At 55.4% G+C, this 16,555-nt stretch carries 16 protein-coding genes; 5 read left to right on the plus strand and 11 right to left on the minus strand.

Features of this window, described 5'->3' with window-relative positions; all coding sequences use genetic code 11:
• Positions 1 to 61: 61 nt before the first annotated feature.
• Entirely contained in the window at positions 62 to 715 is a 654-nt protein-coding gene (gene nth / locus HNQ92_RS14990) for an endonuclease III (protein ID WP_184174862.1), read from the plus strand.
• Positions 716 to 893: 178 nt separating this feature from the next.
• On the plus strand, positions 894 to 1,784 hold the full coding sequence (locus tag HNQ92_RS14995) for an FKBP-type peptidyl-prolyl cis-trans isomerase (protein WP_184174863.1): 891 nt from the start codon (positions 894 to 896) through the stop codon (positions 1,782 to 1,784).
• Between the two features lie 90 nt (positions 1,785 to 1,874).
• Here HNQ92_RS14995 and HNQ92_RS15000 read toward each other — a convergent pair whose 3' ends face one another.
• The gene (locus HNQ92_RS15000) at positions 1,875 to 3,500 is read right to left on the minus strand and encodes a pseudouridine synthase (protein ID WP_184174864.1); all 1,626 of its coding nucleotides are present in this window, start codon (positions 3,498 to 3,500) and stop codon (positions 1,875 to 1,877) included.
• A gap of 288 nt (positions 3,501 to 3,788) precedes the next feature.
• Here HNQ92_RS15000 and HNQ92_RS15005 point away from each other — a divergent pair, with 288 nt between their 5' ends.
• Together HNQ92_RS15005 and HNQ92_RS15010 are read left to right on the plus strand one after the other, a co-directional pair.
• The gene (locus HNQ92_RS15005; RefSeq protein ID WP_184174865.1) at positions 3,789 to 5,768 is read left to right on the plus strand and encodes an acetoacetate--CoA ligase; all 1,980 of its coding nucleotides are present in this window, start codon (positions 3,789 to 3,791) and stop codon (positions 5,766 to 5,768) included.
• A gap of 219 nt (positions 5,769 to 5,987) precedes the next feature.
• The gene (locus HNQ92_RS15010; RefSeq protein ID WP_425504290.1) at positions 5,988 to 7,640 is read left to right on the plus strand and encodes a S41 family peptidase; all 1,653 of its coding nucleotides are present in this window, start codon (positions 5,988 to 5,990) and stop codon (positions 7,638 to 7,640) included.
• An 83-nt stretch (positions 7,641 to 7,723) separates the two neighbouring features.
• Here HNQ92_RS15010 and HNQ92_RS15015 read toward each other — a convergent pair whose 3' ends face one another.
• The 3 genes from HNQ92_RS15015 to ffh form a co-directional block, all read right to left on the minus strand.
• On the minus strand, positions 7,724 to 8,038 hold the full coding sequence (locus HNQ92_RS15015) for a DMT family transporter (protein WP_184174866.1): 315 nt from the start codon (positions 8,036 to 8,038) through the stop codon (positions 7,724 to 7,726).
• 67 nt (positions 8,039 to 8,105) lie between these two features.
• Entirely contained in the window at positions 8,106 to 8,576 is a 471-nt protein-coding gene (locus HNQ92_RS15020) for a hypothetical protein (RefSeq protein WP_184174867.1), read from the minus strand.
• A gap of 85 nt (positions 8,577 to 8,661) precedes the next feature.
• Positions 8,662 to 9,984, minus strand: coding sequence for a signal recognition particle protein (gene ffh / locus HNQ92_RS15025; protein ID WP_184174868.1), 1,323 nt, complete (start codon positions 9,982 to 9,984; stop codon positions 8,662 to 8,664).
• Positions 9,985 to 10,100: 116 nt separating this feature from the next.
• Here ffh and HNQ92_RS15030 point away from each other — a divergent pair, with 116 nt between their 5' ends.
• Positions 10,101 to 10,817: a head GIN domain-containing protein gene (locus HNQ92_RS15030; protein WP_184174869.1), complete on the plus strand. Its 717-nt coding sequence runs from the start codon at positions 10,101 to 10,103 to the stop codon at positions 10,815 to 10,817.
• A gap of 74 nt (positions 10,818 to 10,891) precedes the next feature.
• On the opposite strand, the gene HNQ92_RS15035 is transcribed toward HNQ92_RS15030, so the two are convergent.
• From HNQ92_RS15035 to HNQ92_RS15065, 7 genes are all read right to left on the minus strand, one after another.
• A complete protein-coding gene (locus tag HNQ92_RS15035) occupies positions 10,892 to 11,794 on the minus strand; it encodes a transporter family protein (protein ID WP_184174870.1) in 903 nt (300 codons plus the stop codon).
• Between the two features lie 3 nt (positions 11,795 to 11,797).
• The gene (locus HNQ92_RS15040) at positions 11,798 to 12,820 is read right to left on the minus strand and encodes a cytochrome-c peroxidase (RefSeq protein WP_184174871.1); all 1,023 of its coding nucleotides are present in this window, start codon (positions 12,818 to 12,820) and stop codon (positions 11,798 to 11,800) included.
• Between the two features lie 58 nt (positions 12,821 to 12,878).
• The gene (locus tag HNQ92_RS15045) at positions 12,879 to 13,676 is read right to left on the minus strand and encodes an MbnP family protein (protein WP_184174872.1); all 798 of its coding nucleotides are present in this window, start codon (positions 13,674 to 13,676) and stop codon (positions 12,879 to 12,881) included.
• A gap of 24 nt (positions 13,677 to 13,700) precedes the next feature.
• Positions 13,701 to 14,804, minus strand: coding sequence for a cytochrome-c peroxidase (locus HNQ92_RS15050; protein ID WP_184174873.1), 1,104 nt, complete (start codon positions 14,802 to 14,804; stop codon positions 13,701 to 13,703).
• 78 nt (positions 14,805 to 14,882) lie between these two features.
• Positions 14,883 to 15,263 (minus strand): hypothetical protein, encoded by a 381-nt coding sequence (locus tag HNQ92_RS15055; protein WP_184174874.1) that lies wholly within the window; start codon positions 15,261 to 15,263, stop codon positions 14,883 to 14,885.
• A 54-nt stretch (positions 15,264 to 15,317) separates the two neighbouring features.
• Complete coding sequence (locus HNQ92_RS15060) at positions 15,318 to 15,776, minus strand: ABA4-like family protein (RefSeq protein ID WP_184174875.1); 459 nt, start codon at positions 15,774 to 15,776, stop codon at positions 15,318 to 15,320.
• A 72-nt stretch (positions 15,777 to 15,848) separates the two neighbouring features.
• A complete protein-coding gene (locus HNQ92_RS15065; protein WP_184174876.1) occupies positions 15,849 to 16,544 on the minus strand; it encodes a hypothetical protein in 696 nt (231 codons plus the stop codon).
• Between the last annotated feature and the right edge of the window lie 11 nt (positions 16,545 to 16,555).

Raw genomic sequence — 16,555 nt, forward strand, 5'->3', positions numbered from 1 at the left:
CTTAAGCGCGACATCGCGCTTAAGGGTAGCTCTGCCGTTGCCCTACTTTTCCTCCGAGGACATGCTCAAAAAAGAACGATTTCGACATTTTATCACGTACTTCACTACCCATTTTCCCGAGCCCGAGACGGAGCTCCATTTTCGTAACCCTTACGAACTCCTGGTAGCGGTGATTCTCTCCGCCCAATGTACCGATAAGCGCATCAACCAGGTTACTCCCGCTTTATTCGAGCGCTTTCCCGATGCTGAGGCGCTGGCGGCGGCTACCGTAGAGGAAGTATTTGGGTACATTCGGTCGGTATCCTACCCCAACAACAAGAGTAAGCACCTGGTTGGTATGGCCCGGATGTTGGTGGAGGAGTTTGGCTCGGAGATACCCGCCCGCGTAGAGGAGCTGCAGCGGATGCCGGGTGTAGGGCGAAAGACGGCCCACGTCATTACGTCGATTGTATTTAACCAACCCACCATGGCCGTTGATACCCACGTGTTTCGGGTGTCGCATAGGCTGGGTCTGGTACCCCGTACGGCCACTACGCCGCTGGCCGTCGAGAAAAACCTCATGGCGCACATTCCGGTGGCGCTGGTACCTAAGGCCCACCATTGGCTCATTTTACACGGACGGTATGTGTGTCTGGCCCGCAGCCCCAAGTGCCACGAGTGCCCCCTGACGCATTTTTGTAAGTACTACGAGCAGTTACAGAAGCAGAAAAGCTAACCTTTTTGCTTTCTGATTCCAACCTTTTGACCCCACGCCGACTCTTAAAATCAAGCCCCCGGGCTAACCTCAAAGTACCTACTACAACAAAAGTACCCCTTTTTGCGTAGGTAATGGAGGACCCTGGGTGAGCATACCCCCAATTTCTAATCTAAAATTCTGTTAAAAAGTGGTAAAAATGATTCAAAAGTGGACAGTGGCGGTCGTGATGCTTTCGGTAATAGCCCTGGCATCATGTAACAATTTTCTGGACAAGGAAAACAAGCAGATAGAGGAGAACGAGCGAAAAATCAGTGAGTACCTCACCGCCAATAATCTTTCGGCTACGCTCGATTCGTCGGGGCTGTACTACGTCCGGAAAGTATCCAATGCGTCGGGCCGTAAAGCAAACATCGGGGATGAAGTGAGTATTTATTACAGAACCTATACCTTGGATGGACGCTTGATTGACAGCACTGAAACATCTAAGGGCAAACCTTTTATATATCCGGCCTTAACGCTCTTTCATCTAAGAGGGGTAATCCTGGGAGTTAATCTCATGCGTACGGGCGAAAAATTTACTTTGCTGTTGCCCTACTACCTGGCTTACGGAAATGATACCTACGGGAGCGTTCCGGCCTATTCCCCGCTTCGGGTGGAAGTAGAGCTGGTGAACGTACGTACCGAAGGTGAACAAATTCAGAATTACCTGGACGAAAAGGAATATGAAATATCCGAGCGCCTAACGGATAACCTGAACATTGTGCGGCGGGTCACGACGACGGGCGACACCATCGGGAAGGGCAAAGTAGTGAAGCTTAACTACACCGGCCGCACCCTGGACGGTAAAGAATTTGACAAAGGCAACTACACCTTTACCACCGGCTTGGTGGGACAGGGAGCACCCATTCCAGGTTTTGACCGGGGCGTACGGCGGCTGCGCAACGGCGAAACGGCCGTGCTGGTATTTCCGTCGGCATTGGGCTACGGGCGCGACGGAGCCCGCAACCAGCAAACCGGCCAGTTTGTGATCAACCCCTACGCGCCGCTTGCCTTCGAGGTGGAGATTATCAGCGTTACTAATCCCTAGGGTTTGAAAAAGTAAAAGTACCTATGAAAAAGCCGACTCAATTAGGGCCGGTTTTTTCATAGGTACTTTCCTGTATCGGGTTAGAGTACTTTATAGCATGTACTTCAACCGCACGACTTCTTTTTCGGTGAGGAAGCGCCATTTACCCCGCGGCAGCTCTTTCTTGTTCAAGCCCGCAAAGACGGTACGGTCCAGCTTTTTGACTTCGTAGCCAAGGTGCTCAAACATGCGGCGGACAATGCGGTTGCGTCCGCTGTGAATTTCTAAACCAACGACCATGGCGTCGGGCGTCACGATCCCGACTTCATCGGGTTTGATAAAACCGTCTTCCAGCTCCAAGCCCTTCTGCAGCGCTTCGAAGTCTTCCGTCGTCATGGGTTTGTCAAGCTCAGCCTGGTATACTTTCTTGATGCCACCCGAAGGGTGCGTTAGCTTTTCGGCTAGTTCGCCGTCGTTGGTCAGCAGCAGCAGTCCGGTGGTATTCCGGTCGAGTCGCCCCACCGGGTACACCCGTTCCTGGCAGGCTCCCGCCACCAGGTCCAGTACGGTTTTGCGTTCTTCCGGATCGTCGGTGGTGGTGATATAATCCTTCGGTTTATTAATCAAAATATAAACCATCCGCTCGGGATTAAGTGCCTTTTTGCCGTACTTGACCACGTCCGAAGGCTTCACTTTGTAGCCCATTTCTGTAATGGTTTTTCCGTTGACCGAAATCTGACCACTCGCAATCAGTTCGTCGGCTTCCCGGCGCGAGCAAATCCCCGAATTGGAAATGTAGCGGTTGAGCCGAATTTGGTCGTCCTCCAGAATGGAGCGTTTGACGGGCGGCTTTTTATCCTCGTAGCGACTAAAATCGTAGCGGGGAGCGCTTTCAAAACGACCTACGCGCCTTTTGGCACCTTCTTCTGCTGGCTCAACGCGCCGCCGGTCCTCATCGTCTTTTTTTTTTCCAAAATCCGGTTTCCGCTTGTCCTCAAAGGGATGCACACCCCGCTCGGGGCGAGCACTGGCGTAAGGCCGTGGCTTTTCGTCCCGGTCTGAAGGGCGTCCTGGTGGTTGGTAGCGCGGCTTATCGTCTTCGCTGATACGATGGCCCCGATCTTCATAGGGTTTGGATTCGCCCCGGGGCTTTTTAAAATCGCGATGGTCTTCGCTCCGCTTAAAAGGACGCGGCGACCGGTCGTGGTCAGGACGGCCGAAGCGAGGGCGGTCTGCTTTGTCGCCGGGCTCCGTAGCGGGCCGAAACGAAGCTTTAGGGCCACCGAACGGACGTTTTTCGCCAAATGGTTTTTTTTCGTCGCGTTTGAACGAAGGGCGGGCGTCCTCATGGCGGGTAGGTTTAGCGTAGCGCTCATTGTAAGGCCGAGATCCGTCTCCACGCGGTCCGTCTCCACGGTAGCTGTCTCCACGGGGCTCCTCCTGGCGGCGATCCTTTTTGTGGCCGGGTCTGACGTTCTCGTAGAAGGGGCGGCGGGTTTCATCCTCTTTAGGCCTGGCGGTAGGTTGAGGCTTATCCGTGCGCGGCAGCGTGAGGCTCGAGCGCTTCACGCTGGGCTTGCTGAAACGGCTTTCTACTTCGGGCTTAGCTCTTTTGAAAGGGCCACTGTAACCACCACCCGGGCGATCAGAAGAGGCGCTGCGACCGGACGTAGCGGGGCGCGAAGGACGTCCGCTGTGGCTACGGCCACCGGGGGAACTACTATTTCGTTTTTTCATAGGAATGCAGTATCACTACTGGATGTTTTTTCCTCTCACCAAATTTTCAGTAAGCAATATCAGGTAGAAGATGTTGAAATGAATTAAAATGTAAATAATTTGTGCCAATGAGGTAGATAACGTGTCTGACAATCAGAAAATTATAGAGGTGTCAAATTGGATTGCAAAGTTAAACTATTTTTTTGAATCAATAATTTTCTCTCCTTTTTATCCTAAAGATTCGATAAGGGCGTTAGTAAATACTGAAAATGAAAGAGGGGACCCTAAGCCTGGCTCATAACACTACCTATGTCTTCTAACCTAACGCAACAGCCCCTCTGGAAACCCAGCCGGGCCTTGATGGAACAATCGAACCTGAAAAAGTACCTGGATTGGTTGTTTGTTAAGAAAGGCCTGTACTTCCGCGACTACCACGATCTGTGGGAATGGTCGGTGACGGACGTGGAAGATTTCTGGGAAACCTTGTGGCATTTTTTTCAGATCAAGTCCCACGATCTCTACCTGGAGGTACTTCGGCGTGCCGATGGGCCGGACATGATCGGTACCCGCTGGTTTTCACGCTCTACACTCAACTACGCCGAGCACATTTTTCGGAATAAGACCCGCGACCGGCCCGCGCTCATTTTTCAGAGTGAGCGGCAGCCCCTCACCGAGCTAAGCTGGGAGGAGCTCGAGGAGCAGGTAGCGGCCCTGGCGGCCTGGCTCCGGCGGAAGGGTATCCGGCCGGGCGATCGGGTAGCGGCGGTACTGCCCAACATCCCGCAGGCCGTAGTGGCCTTTCTGGCTACCAACGCTATTGGGGCCGTATGGTCGAGTTGCTCGCCCGATTTTGGTCACGCGAGCATCGTGGAGCGCTTCCGGCAAATCGAGCCCAAGGTACTTTTGGCGGCCGATGGCTACACCTATAACGGAAAAACCTACGATAAAACCGCTGCCCTGCGCGATTTGCTGAACGCCCTGCCATCGGTGAATCATGCAGTACTGGTACCTTACCTGGATAGCGACGCCAGCGTGGAAGGTACCACCTCCTGGGACGACATTCAGTACTCGCCCGCCGTTCCGCTGGAATTCGAGCCCCTGCCCTTCGAGCACCCCTTGTGGGTACTTTACTCTTCGGGCACCACGGGCAAGCCCAAGGCCATTACGCATAGCGTAGGCGGTTGTTTGCTGGAACATTATAAAGCGCTCGCCCTGCATCAGAACGTCCAGCCGGGCGAGCGGTACTTCTGGTACTCCACAACCGGCTGGATGATGTGGAACTACTCGCTGGCTTCGCTGCTGGTGGGCGCTACGCTGGTACTTTACGACGGAGCCGCGGCTTTCCCTAACCTACAGGTACTTTGGACGCTGGCCGAGAAAGCCAAAATTAATCACTTCGGTGGAGGAGCCGCCTACTTCATTGCCTGCATGAAAGCCGAGCTGAGCGTACCTACCGAGCGCCTGCGGCATGTACAGACCATTGGCTCCACGGGCTCTCCCCTCACGCCCGACGCCTACGAGTGGATCTACCAGCGCGTCAAAAAAGACGTGTGGCTGATCTCGCTAAGCGGCGGTACCGACGTATGCAGTGCTTTCGTAGGGGGCTGCCCGCTGCTGCCGGTGTACGCGGGCGAGATCCAGTGCCGGATGTTGGGCTGCCGCCTGGAAGCCTTCGACGAAGAAGGAAAGTCGGTCAGGGGCCAACTCGGCGAGATGGTCATTACGCAGCCCATGCCTTCCATGCCCATCTACTTCTGGAACGACCCGGATCACGAAAGGTACCGCAGCAGCTACTTTGCCATGTACCCCGGCCAGTGGCGGCACGGCGACTGGATCAAGATCAGCGCGCGGGGCTCCGTAATCATCTATGGACGCTCCGACGCCACCCTCAATCGGGGAGGCGTGCGCATTGGGACGGCCGAAGTGTACAATGCTGTAGAGGCTATTGAGGAAGTGAAAGATAGCCTCGTGGTGTACCTGGAGCGCGAAGACGGCAGCGGCTTCATGCCCTTGTTTGTGGTCCTGGCCGAGGGAGTGTCGCTTACTGATGAACTCAAGGCCCGTATTAACGAAAGCCTGCGAAACCAGTACAGCCCCCGGCACGTACCCGACGCCATCGTGGCCATCTCGGAGGTACCTTATACGATGAGTGGAAAAAAGGTGGAAGCCCCCGTCAAAAAAATTCTCATGGGGCAGGACGTCGCCCGCGTAGTGAGCCGCGATACCCTGCGCAACCCCGCGGCCCTGGATCGTTTTGTGGGGATGATGGCCCCTAAAGGCTTGGTATGAACCAGATTTTTTTGTTAATTGAGTTCGCTTATTTAGAAAAAAACGCCTGGCGGTTAAAAATGAATAATCAGTAGGAGAACTTGCCGTTTGACGCAACGAATTCTGCCTTTTTCTCGTTATGGAACCGGATAGTTTTTGGAAATTAGCGAAATGACGAAAGGAAAAGAAGAAGACATGAACCAATCTATGCCCGAAAAGCCAATACAAAACTCACGTACTATGGTACGTTTGCCCATCGTATTGAGCCTCACTCTATCGGCCGGCCTCCTGCTAGGAGCTACCTTTTTTAGCGGCGGAAAAAAACTCACAGACCTGGCCAAGGGCTACGCCAAGTACCGGGAAATCCTGATGTTGATCGAAAACAACTACGTAGATTCGGTCAATACCGAGGAACTGGTAGACTACTCCATCGAAAAAATGCTGGAAAAACTGGACCCTCATACGTCCTATTTTAACGCCGACGAAGCCCTGGCCGCGCGCTCCCAGCTTGACTCGGGTTTTGATGGCATCGGGGTGGAATTTAACCTGTACAACGATACCGTCTTCGTAGTATCGCCCCTCAGCGGAGGCCCTTCCGAAAAGGTAGGTATCCAGAGCGGCGACCGCATCCTGACGGTCAACGGCGAGTCGCTGTCGGGGCCGGGAGCTACCAACGCCAAAGTATACAAACTACTGCGCGGCAAACGCGGCTCGGAAGTAAACATGAAGATCCAGCGCGTGGGTGTGGAGGAGAATCTTAATTTTACCGTCCTGCGCGACCGCATCCCAACCTACTCGGTAGATGCCGCCTACATGGTAGATGAGGAGATTGGGTACATCAAGGTGAGCCGTTTTTCCGAAACCACCTATACCGAATTCAAATCGGCCCTGAGCTCGCTGAAGGCTACGGGTCTGAAAAAACTGGTACTGGATCTGCGCGGAAACCCCGGCGGGTACATGGAACGGGCCACTAGCATTGCGGATGAACTGATCGCTGGTAATAAACTACTCGTCTACACCGACGGCAAAGACAGCCGTTTTGACCGCCAAACGCGGGCGCGCATTCCGGGTATGTTTGAAGAAGGGCCCGTGATTGTGCTCGTCGACGAAGGTAGTGCCTCGGCCTCCGAAATCGTGGCCGGTGCCCTGCAAGACCACGACCGGGCGCTGGTGGTAGGCCGCCGTACCTTCGGCAAAGGATTGGTGCAAATGCCCATCAAGCTCTCCGACGGCTCCGAACTGCGCCTTACCATCTCACGCTACTACACCCCCAGCGGGCGGAGCATCCAGAAGCCCTACGAACTAGGCAAGGGCGAAAACTACAACGAAGACCTGACCAAGCGCTTCAACAGTGGGGAGTACTTCTCAGCCGACAGCATCAAGTTTGATCCGAACCTACGCTACAAAACCGAGGGCGGGCGTACCGTCTACGGAGGCGGGGGCATCATGCCGGATGTGTTCGTGCCCCGCGATACGTCCTACAACAGCAAGTACCTCTTTGAGCTGTATTCCAAGAATATCATTCGGGAGTATGCGCTCAAGTACGCCAACGCCAATAGCAAGCAGTTGGAAAAACAGCCCTTTAAGCAGTACCTGGATACCTTTACGGTGACTGATGCCATGCTGGACGACCTGATCAAGGACGCCACCAAGGCGGGAATCAAACCCAGCGACAAAGACCTCAGCCGTTCGAGACCCATCATTCTGGCGCAGACCAAGGCGATGATCGGCCGGTACATTTGGGGGCGCGAGCGCAAAGACGGCCTTAGCAATGAATTGTTCCAGGTACTTAATCCGCTGGACAACGTGTATCGCGAGGCCCTGAATCAGTTTAGCAAAGCCTCCGCCCTGGAGAAAGGCGATTTCAGCAGCCTGAATGTGATTCCCAAATAGTTACCATTTATAGGCTCAATAAACAACACAAACCCCCGCCGGAGCGCTCCGGCGGGGGTTTGTGTTACTAGGCTAGTCCTTTTTTAGGAGACTACCTTCAGCCCTACAATGGAGGCAATGAGGGTAAAAATGAAGAAAAGACGCCAGAAGCTGGTCGTTTCTCCAAAGAGCAGGATACCCACCAGCACGGTACCTACCGCTCCAATGCCGGTCCAGACGCCGTAGGCGGTACCGATGGGGAGCGTCTGGATGGCTTTGTTAAGAAAGTGAAAACTCAGGGAAATGCACAGAAAAAAGCCAACGCTCCAGCGAACGTTTGTGAAGTTGTGAGAGAGCTTGAGGCAAGTCGTGAATCCTACCTCAAAAAGGCCCGCTACGATTAAATAAATCCAACTCATAGGTCGACGCAAAAAAAGAAGGTGCCCTGAAGGTACCTGTTGGGGATGATAAAAAGTACCTGTTAGCTCAAAGGGTAGCGTCTTTTTTACGAAATACGTACACCACCCCAAAATGGCTTTTAAGTACCCCGCTGGCCAGGTCGTTCTTGACGTAGGGGTTGAGCTCCAGAGCCAGCTGTACCTGACGGTTCTGCGCAAAAGGCGACACCCGTACGCCCAGGTTGATGGAGTACCCATCCAGCGTAATGAGGTCGGCCTTGGGGTCGGCAATGCGGTAAAGCGGGTTGAGGCGTACGCCGCCGCCCAGGTACCACTGCGCTACCTCGCCCCGCCGCACGTTCAGCAGCGGCAGCAGGTCTACGCTGAGGCTGCTAAAGAGGGAGTTGGTCTGGAAACGGGTATCTAGCCACAGCACGCGCTGCGGATTGGTACTGACCGTCAGCAAGCCGCTCCAGGGGTAGTAGGCCACCGAGGCTTGGGCCTGGGCTTTTTGAGCCCCGAGTAGTGCAAAGACAGCAACGAAAAGGTACTTTTTCATGGCGAGGAGCATAAGGAAACCTCCGTAGCGGGCGGCACCGGAGGTTTCAAGGTTAGTGTGTAGTTTATAGGTTTGGTACTTTGGCTTACCGACGCAGGGCCTTTTTCATTTGGCCCGGAGCCTGCATGGTATTCATTTTTTTCATCATGCGGCGCATCTCGTCAAACTGCTTCAGGAGGTTGTTAACCTGCTGAATGGAAGTACCACTTCCCCCGGCGATCCGGCGTTTGCGGCTGCCGTCGATCAGGTCAGGGTTTTCGCGCTCCTTTTTGGTCATGGATTGGATAATGGCCTCGATGGGTTTGAACGAATCGTTGTCGATGTCCAGGTCTTTCATGGCGCTGCCCATACCGGGAATCATCCCGATGAGGTCTTTGACGTTCCCCATTTTTTTGATCTGCTGCAACTGCCCCAGGAAGTCGTCAAAGTCAAATTTATTCTGACGCATCTTGGCGTTGATGCGCTTGGCTTCGTCTTCGTCAAAGGCCTGCTGCGCGCGCTCTACGAGCGAAATCACGTCCCCCATCCCCAGAATCCGGCTCGCCATCCGGTCGGGATAGAAGCTATCGAGCGCTTCCATTTTTTCACCCGTGCTGATGTACTTAATGGGCTTCTCTACCACCTGCCGAATGGAAAGTGCCGCTCCTCCGCGCGAGTCGCCGTCGAGCTTGGTCAGCACCACGCCATCGAAGTTGAGGCGCTGGTTAAAGGTTCGGGCGGTATTGACGGCGTCTTGCCCGGTCATGGAGTCCACCACAAAAAGGATCTCGCTGGGCTTCACGGCCGACTTGATGTCCTCTACCTCTTTCATCATCACCTCGTCCACGGCCAGACGCCCCGCCGTATCCACGATCACGATTTTCTTGCCTATTTTCCGGGCGTGGGCGATGGCGTTCTGCGCAATACTCACGGCGTCTTTGCTGTCGGGCTCGGCGTATACTTCCACGCCAATCTGCTCGCCAAGTACCTTCAGCTGGTCGATGGCCGCCGGGCGGTAAATATCACAAGCTGCCAGAAGTACCTGCCGTCCCTGCTTTTTGAGCAAAGACGCGAGCTTACCCGAGAAGGTCGTTTTTCCGGACCCTTGTAGCCCGGCTATCAAGATCACCGCCGGGTCGCCTTTGATGTTGATGCTTTCGGCCTGACCGCCCATGAGCTCGGTCAGCTCTTCCTGCACAATCTTGACAAACATCTGGCCGGGCTCCACCGAGATCAGGATTTTACGATCCAACGCTTTTTCCCTGATCCGGTCGGTAATATCTTTCGCTACTTTGAAGTTTACGTCCGCATCGACCAGGGCACGGCGTACCTCCTTGGTGGTGGCGGCTACGTTAATATCCGAAATACGGTCCTTTCCTTTCAGCGTACGAAAGGCACCGTTGAGTTTATCCTGTAAGCTCTCAAACATGGGATGTCGCTAATGATCTACTGGTTGAATTTACAAAGTTACTAATAAATTAGTGACGGCGTGCAACCTTTCCGGGTACTCCGCCATCTTGTGAAAAAACTAAACGAATCTTTGCCATGAAGTACTATCCCAAAATCATCCTTTTGCTACTGATTCTCGGATCAGGCCTGGCTTCTTACGCCCAATTTTCGCCGGTGCGCGGCAATGGCGACGTCAAGACCCAGAACCGCTCCGTAGGTACCTTCACCGGCGTGCGGGTGGAGCGGGGCATCGACCTATACCTTTCGCAGGGAAATAATGAGAAAGTGACCGTGGAGGCCGACGAAAACTTGCTGGAGTATATCACTACGGACGTAAAAAACGGGACGCTGGTGATTTCGCACGAGCGCAATTTTATTAAATCAAAAAGCCTGAAGGTATACGTAACGATGCGCACGCTCCGGCGGCTGGAGGCGGGCGGCGGCTCGGATGTGTACTCCCAAACGGTACTTCGGGCCGATAAAATGTACTGCTCGGCCAGTGGCGGCAGCGACATCAAGCTGGAGTTGGATGTAAAAGACCTGACGGTATCTACCTCCGGCGGCTCCGACGCCATCCTGAAGGGCCTGGCCGGTACCGTGACGGTGTCTACCTCGGGCGGTAGCGACTTCAAAGGCAAAGACCTCCGCAGCGACAAAGTGGTGGTAGAGGCCAGCGGCGGCTCCGACGCCTACGTCTACGCCGACCTGGAGCTGGCGGCTCACGCCTCCGGCGGGGCCAGTGTGTACTACTACGGCAACCCCAAAAAAGTAAGCAAAAGTACCTCCGGCGGTGGTGACGTCACCAAGCGCTAGGGTACTTTACTATTTTCAAAAAGTGGAGCCAGAACGAAGTACCCTGCTTCGTTCTGGCTCCACTTTCTACTATATTAGAACAGCCACGCCAGCTGCACCAGCCCCCGCGACTTCGCTACCACGTGGCCGTCGGAGAGATTCTGGGCCAGAGGGCGCTGCGCGTTCAGGCCCAGAGTCCAGCGGTTGGCAAAAAGCGTGAGGCCCGCCGTGCCGTTGAGCAAAGTACCCCCGGTCTCAGTAAGCAGGGTGCCGTCTTGCTGGCCGTGCGCGCCGTATTCGCCGTAGAGCCCCACGCTAGGTACCAGCGAGAGTTTCCCCAGCTCAAAGGAGCGGAAGAAATCGGCCGTGCCGTACCACTGGTTGCCGAAGCGGTAGCCACGGTCGTTGGTGGTATTGAATTTCCGGGAAAGATTAACCGCCAGCCCCCAACCGGCGTAATTGAGATTATAAAAAGCATTCAGGATGAAATCGGTACTACCCGTGCCGGGCTGAAAGTTGGCATTGGCCACCGCCAGTGGGTCCTTCTCGTCGTAGCGGAAGCGGCCCGTGGGTAGTTTTACGCCACCACCCAGCAGCAGCGAGTGGTTGAAGCGCGTGGCTTCGTCGCGATCCATGAAGGTATTCAGCACATTGTAGTTGGCCAGGACGGTGGCGTCGCCCAGGGCGTTCTGCCGCTTTTCGTCGTAGGTCGTTTGCTGGCGGTCGGAGCGGAAGGGCAGAAACGCCAGTACCTGCACCCGCTTCACCGGAAAGAAGCGTCCGTAGAGCTCGGTGATCTGGAAGGTCTCCTCCGTGCGAAGTACCTCGCTAGCCGGATGCGTCACAAACCGCAGCTGCTGGTAGCGCACGCCCAGCATGGAGCGATGCGACTGCGGCAGCAGCCCGAAGTAGGCCCCGCTGTTGGCGCAGCCGCATACGTCGCAGGCGTGGGCCGGGAAGGTACCTAGGAGTAGAAAAAGTATAGCTAATTTTTTCATGGATCAATGGCTTGAAAATCGTTTGTCGGTCAGAAAATCGGTGTCCGTTAAGGTGCCTAGGAAAGCCACGAGCTGTGCTTTCTCCTGCGCCGTGAGCGGAATACCCCGTCGGCCGTTCTGTTGAAGCAGCGGGTCGAGGTTGGGCGTATCCTGCACGCCGCTGGCGTAGTGGTCCAGCACGGCCTCCAGGGTATAGAAGCGGCCGTCGTGCATGTAGGGGGCCGTAACGGCCACGTTGCGCAGGCTAGGTACCCGGAAGCGGTACTTGTCGGCGGGGTTGGCCGTGATCAGGTACCTGCCTTCGTCGGGGGTACCTTGGAGCGTGAGGCCGTTGTTGCGGTAGCTTTTATCCGTAAAGAGCTCTCCCGCGTGGCAGGAGGCGCAGTTTTGCTTAAAGAGCGCCAGGCCCGCCCGCTCTTCCTGCGTAAGTACCTCGCCCTCTTGGCGCACGTACTTATCGTAGCGGGAGTTGGCCGATACCAGCGTGAGCATAAACTGCGAAAGCGCCTTCAAAAAACGCTGGCTGGTGATTTCCTCGCTGCCAAAGGCTTTCTTGAAAAGCAGCGGGTAGCGCCTGGTCTGGCGTAGTTTTTCCAGCACGTTGCCGGTATTTTCGTCCATCTCCACCGGGTTCTCGATGGGCACGATGGGCACAAAGTCCAGGTCGCCCACGCCGCCATCCCAGAAAAATTCCGACTCCCAGGCCATGTTCTGGATGGGGAGCGAGTTGCGGGTACCTTTGCGGTTGTCGATGCCGTGGCTGACGTCGTGCCCGTGGTGCGTGAAGCCGTGGGGCTGGGTGTGGCACTCGGCGCAGGAGATCGTGAGATCGCGAGAGAGAATGGGGTCGTTAAAAAGTGCTTTGCCCAGCTCAAAACCATCTTGCGTGATGGGGTTGCGGCTGAAGTCATAGGTAGGCGCGGGGAAGTTGGCAGGTACTTCAAACGCCACTTTTGGCGCGGTACTTTCCGGTGCCGTGCAGCTCCCAAGGAGCCCGAGTAAAACCAGGTAATAACCGTATCGCATGGCCGTGGGTAGCCGGGCCGGAGGTAGGGAAAGTACCTGCTTCCGGCCCGCGCCTGGTTTAGTTATGTACGTGATCCACGCTGAACATCTGGACGTAGTTGTTGGCGATGGGCCCCGCCGCCGCCGGGCTGTGCACCGAGTGCGTTTGGGCCAGCCGCAGAGGGGTACTTCCGTCAAATACCTTGAGCAAATTCGCGATCAGGTGTACCGTAGGCTTTTTATTGGCACTGACTTTCAGTGCGTCCGTGATGGGGAGCGTGACGGTGCGTAGGTTATTAGGGGCCGGGCTGGTGTAGCCGCCGTAGCCGCCCACGTGGTATTGGAACGCCCGCTGACCGGCGGAGTTGAGCGGAGCGACCGGCGAGGTACCTTCCAGCTTCATGAAAATATAGCCCGAGTTCCACGACCAGTACATGCCATCGGTACCGTAGGAAGTAATGTCAAGTACCCCCGTGCGGGCGTCGATTTCCGAAGCGCTGCGGGCGCTATCGACCCCGATGGTGAAGGTAATGGCGTTGTAGTCGCCCAGGGGTACGTCTTTCAGCTCCGGCTCCCAGGTAGCGGCGTCGGCCTGGCGAATGAGAAAGTACTGGTCGGGGAATTGGATCACGCTGCCGTCGGCTTTGCGCAGGGCTACATTGCTGATGAAGTAGTTAAGCGTAGTGACGGTGAAAGCTTCGCCCCCGGCATTTTGGTAGGTAGTAGTACCCAGCGCCAGCTTTTGCGCGCCCACGCGGTTGTCGAACTCCAGAATTACGGAGCTGGTTTCACTAGGATCAACTTCTTTTGGATTACAGGCCAGCATGAGGGCCAAAAGAAAGAGAGCAGAAAGTATAGAATTGAAAATCGATTTCATACGGAAAAAGTATTTTTTAGAAGCTCACCGTACCGGAAAGCCCGGCGGCTCGGCGAAGCGTTTGTCTTTTAGAAAATCAGTGTCGGTCAGGGTTTTCAAAAAAGCAATGATCTTGGCTTTTTCGTCCGCCGTGAGCGGAATACCCAGGCTCCCGTCCGCCTGTTTAAAAATAGGATCCAGATTGGGCGTGTCTTGTACGCCGCTGGCGTAGTAGTCAAGTACCTGCTCCAGGGTCGTAAAGCGCCCGTCGTGCATGTAGGGTAGGGTAGCCTCCACGTTGCGCAGGCTCGGTACCCGGAACGTGAACCGGTCGGCGGGATTGCCCGTGACACGGAAGCGCCCCTCGTCCACCACCAGCTGCACCGTGGGTCGGCCGTCTACGTACACAACCTTGGTCCGTTCAAACTTGGGCAGGCCGTTGTTCCGAAAGCTCTGGTCGGTGAAGAGCTCGCCCGCGTGGCAGCCTTGGCAGCCTTTGGTCGCAAAAAGCGCCTTACCTTCCAGCTCCGCCGCCGTGAGGGTACCTCCACTTTCCTGCCGCACGTACTTGTCGTAGCGCGAATTGGCCGATACCAGCGTGAGCATAAATTGCGACAGCGCTTTTAGCATTTTTTCGGAGGTGATCTCTTCAGAGCCGTAGGCCGCTTTGAACAGCTTCGGGTAGTTGGCGCTGGCCCGCAGTTTTCGCAGTACGTTGTCCATGGTGTCGTCCATTTCGTCGGCGTGCTCGATGGGGAAAACCGGCTGCTCATCCAGGCTTTCAATCTCCCCATCCCACTGAAACCGCCGCAGCCAGGCCAGGTTTTGCAGGCCCAGGGCGTTGCGCAGGCCGGTACGGTCGTTGATGCCGTGGCTGAGGTCGTGCAGGTGGTGCGTGAAGCCAAAGTACTGGCGGTGGCACTCCCCGCAGGCAATGGTACTGTCGCGCGACAGGATACCGTCGTAGAACAGCGTTTTGCCCAGCGTGAAACCTTCTTCCGTAATCGGGTTTTGATCCAGCAGGTACACGGGAGCGGGGAAGTTGGCAGGTACTTCAAAAAGTACCTCGGGCTTCACCGGCTCAGGCTTTGTACGATCCTGACAAGCAAAAATCCACAGACAAATGAATAGCGTACCGTATTTCTTCATAGCACACAGCGAGGAAACGCGGATTGACCTACGAACACAAAAAAGGAGGCGATCCGGCCAAGAAGGATCCCGGGCCCATCAGGCTCGGGGCGGATGAAAGATGTCCGCGATAGGAGAACGAAAAAGGCTACCCTGGTAGTGCGGAGTAGCGGACTGTTTCTGAGGTAGTAGCAGATAGCTCGTGAAGCAAGGAAGTACCTCGGCGCAGTAGAGTACCAACTCGGGGAGTTTTTCGAGGCGTTCGGCCGTGCTCTTGCGTTCCTGTTCTTCGGCCGCTTGTAGTTTTTTGGCCAGGTAGCATTGCCCGTCGCAATGGAGCTGCGGTTGGTCACGGTTTTCGCAAAGTACCCTGGCAATGTATGCTTTGTTGACGTGGTAATAGGCTACCACGCCCCATTTGCTGAACAGCGAGACGTTCAGCACTACCAAAAGCAATAAGGCAAGGACGCGACGATACATGGCACAAAGGTACGGCAGAAACCCATTGCTATACCCGGTATGAGCGCTTTTTGTTCAGGATTTCGTGTTTGGTTCCGCCAAGTACCCTACTAATGATTTGGTTTTCAGCGTGCGTATAATCCAGTACAGCAGCAGCCCCACGGGGCCGAGCATAAAACAAAAAAACAGCGGGATGACAATGAACCCGTGCGGAATGGCATTTTCCTGGGCGTTGCGCAGTACCACGCTACCCGCCACCAAATCGAAGGCCAGGTAGTGAATCCAGCCCGCCAGCATCACGCCGTCGCCGCCGTTCTGGAAGAGGTTCTTCACCCCCGCCAAGGTACCAAAGGCCGCAAAATCTACCGGACCGCCGCTAAACAGGTAGCAGATGTAGAGTACCCCCAGCACCACCGGGATCAGGTACGACTGCACGAGCCAGCGGGTCACTTTCCAGCGCGGAGCCACGAGCATCAGGAGCCATTGGGATAGTACCAGGTTTGTGGCGATTTGAAAAACGAGATCGGGGGTCATGTGAGTAGTAAGGTCGGAAAGGGGTTGAACCACCGAAAGATAGCCAAAAAAGCAATACCAACGTAGCTCGTCCTAGCGTAGGCGGTAGTGCAGCTGCAGGGTACTTCCGCCCGACAAAATCGAATTATACTGATTAGGAGCGTAGCCTACGCCGGGGTAGTAGTAGGGTTGTACATCACCTGCCATACGAAACACCAGCGTACCCCGAAATACCCAGCGGAGCAGCCAGCGGTCGGAAAGGTAGAAGTTACGCGTGAGGCTGAGCTCCGCGCCAAAGCCCAGGTTGTTCCGTTCATCGTAGTCAGCTACGTAGTCGCCAAAGGTTCTTCCCGGAAAATGGTAGGTACCCCTGTTGGTGACTGACGCTACCACCCCCGCCACGCCAAAGTACCCGTAGCCCCGCTGGCCGGTGATGTCCCACTCGGTGCCGCCTTTCAGGTACCAGCCGTGTAGTTCCTGCCGGGCAATGTGGTTCAGTCGCTCCAGAATGGCTCCCTGGGTGTAGCCCACCAGAAACTGCGCGTAGTGGCCCCGGTGTGTCCGGTGCCGGGTTATGGCTTCGACGATGAATGCTTCCTGGAGGTAGTAACGCTTACCGAGTAGCAACGGCGGAATATTTTTGAATACATCCAAACCGATCGAGGCGTCGCGCCGGAATGGCTTGGCGGAGAGGGTATCGGGTAAAGTACCCTGACCAAGGCAGAAGTGGGCCGCCAACGATAGTACCAGCAGCCGGGCTATTCCGAAAAATCGTTTGGAGGAATACATGGGCTTAAGCT

Origin of the sequence: Rhabdobacter roseus (assembly GCF_014202275.1) — a bacterium.
Lineage (GTDB): Bacteria > Bacteroidota > Bacteroidia > Cytophagales > Spirosomataceae > Rhabdobacter > Rhabdobacter roseus.

Bases quoted from the DNA above. Each gene is read 5' to 3' on its own strand.
- nth (WP_184174862.1), top strand. From the start codon at position 62: ATGCTCAAAAAAGAACGATTTCGACATTTTATCACGTACTTCACTACC.
- HNQ92_RS14995 (WP_184174863.1), top strand. From the start codon at position 894: ATGATTCAAAAGTGGACAGTGGCGGTCGTGATGCTTTCGGTAATAGCC.
- HNQ92_RS15000 (WP_184174864.1), bottom strand. From the start codon at position 3,500: ATGAAAAAACGAAATAGTAGTTCCCCCGGTGGCCGTAGCCACAGCGGA.
- HNQ92_RS15005 (WP_184174865.1), top strand. From the start codon at position 3,789: ATGTCTTCTAACCTAACGCAACAGCCCCTCTGGAAACCCAGCCGGGCC.
- HNQ92_RS15010 (WP_425504290.1), top strand. From the start codon at position 5,988: ATGGTACGTTTGCCCATCGTATTGAGCCTCACTCTATCGGCCGGCCTC.
- HNQ92_RS15015 (WP_184174866.1), bottom strand. From the start codon at position 8,038: ATGAGTTGGATTTATTTAATCGTAGCGGGCCTTTTTGAGGTAGGATTC.
- HNQ92_RS15020 (WP_184174867.1), bottom strand. From the start codon at position 8,576: ATGAAAAAGTACCTTTTCGTTGCTGTCTTTGCACTACTCGGGGCTCAA.
- ffh (WP_184174868.1), bottom strand. From the start codon at position 9,984: ATGTTTGAGAGCTTACAGGATAAACTCAACGGTGCCTTTCGTACGCTG.
- HNQ92_RS15030 (WP_184174869.1), top strand. From the start codon at position 10,101: ATGAAGTACTATCCCAAAATCATCCTTTTGCTACTGATTCTCGGATCA.
- HNQ92_RS15035 (WP_184174870.1), bottom strand. From the start codon at position 11,794: ATGAAAAAATTAGCTATACTTTTTCTACTCCTAGGTACCTTCCCGGCC.
- HNQ92_RS15040 (WP_184174871.1), bottom strand. From the start codon at position 12,820: ATGCGATACGGTTATTACCTGGTTTTACTCGGGCTCCTTGGGAGCTGC.
- HNQ92_RS15045 (WP_184174872.1), bottom strand. From the start codon at position 13,676: ATGAAATCGATTTTCAATTCTATACTTTCTGCTCTCTTTCTTTTGGCC.
- HNQ92_RS15050 (WP_184174873.1), bottom strand. From the start codon at position 14,804: ATGAAGAAATACGGTACGCTATTCATTTGTCTGTGGATTTTTGCTTGT.
- HNQ92_RS15055 (WP_184174874.1), bottom strand. From the start codon at position 15,263: ATGTATCGTCGCGTCCTTGCCTTATTGCTTTTGGTAGTGCTGAACGTC.
- HNQ92_RS15060 (WP_184174875.1), bottom strand. From the start codon at position 15,776: ATGACCCCCGATCTCGTTTTTCAAATCGCCACAAACCTGGTACTATCC.
- HNQ92_RS15065 (WP_184174876.1), bottom strand. From the start codon at position 16,544: ATGTATTCCTCCAAACGATTTTTCGGAATAGCCCGGCTGCTGGTACTA.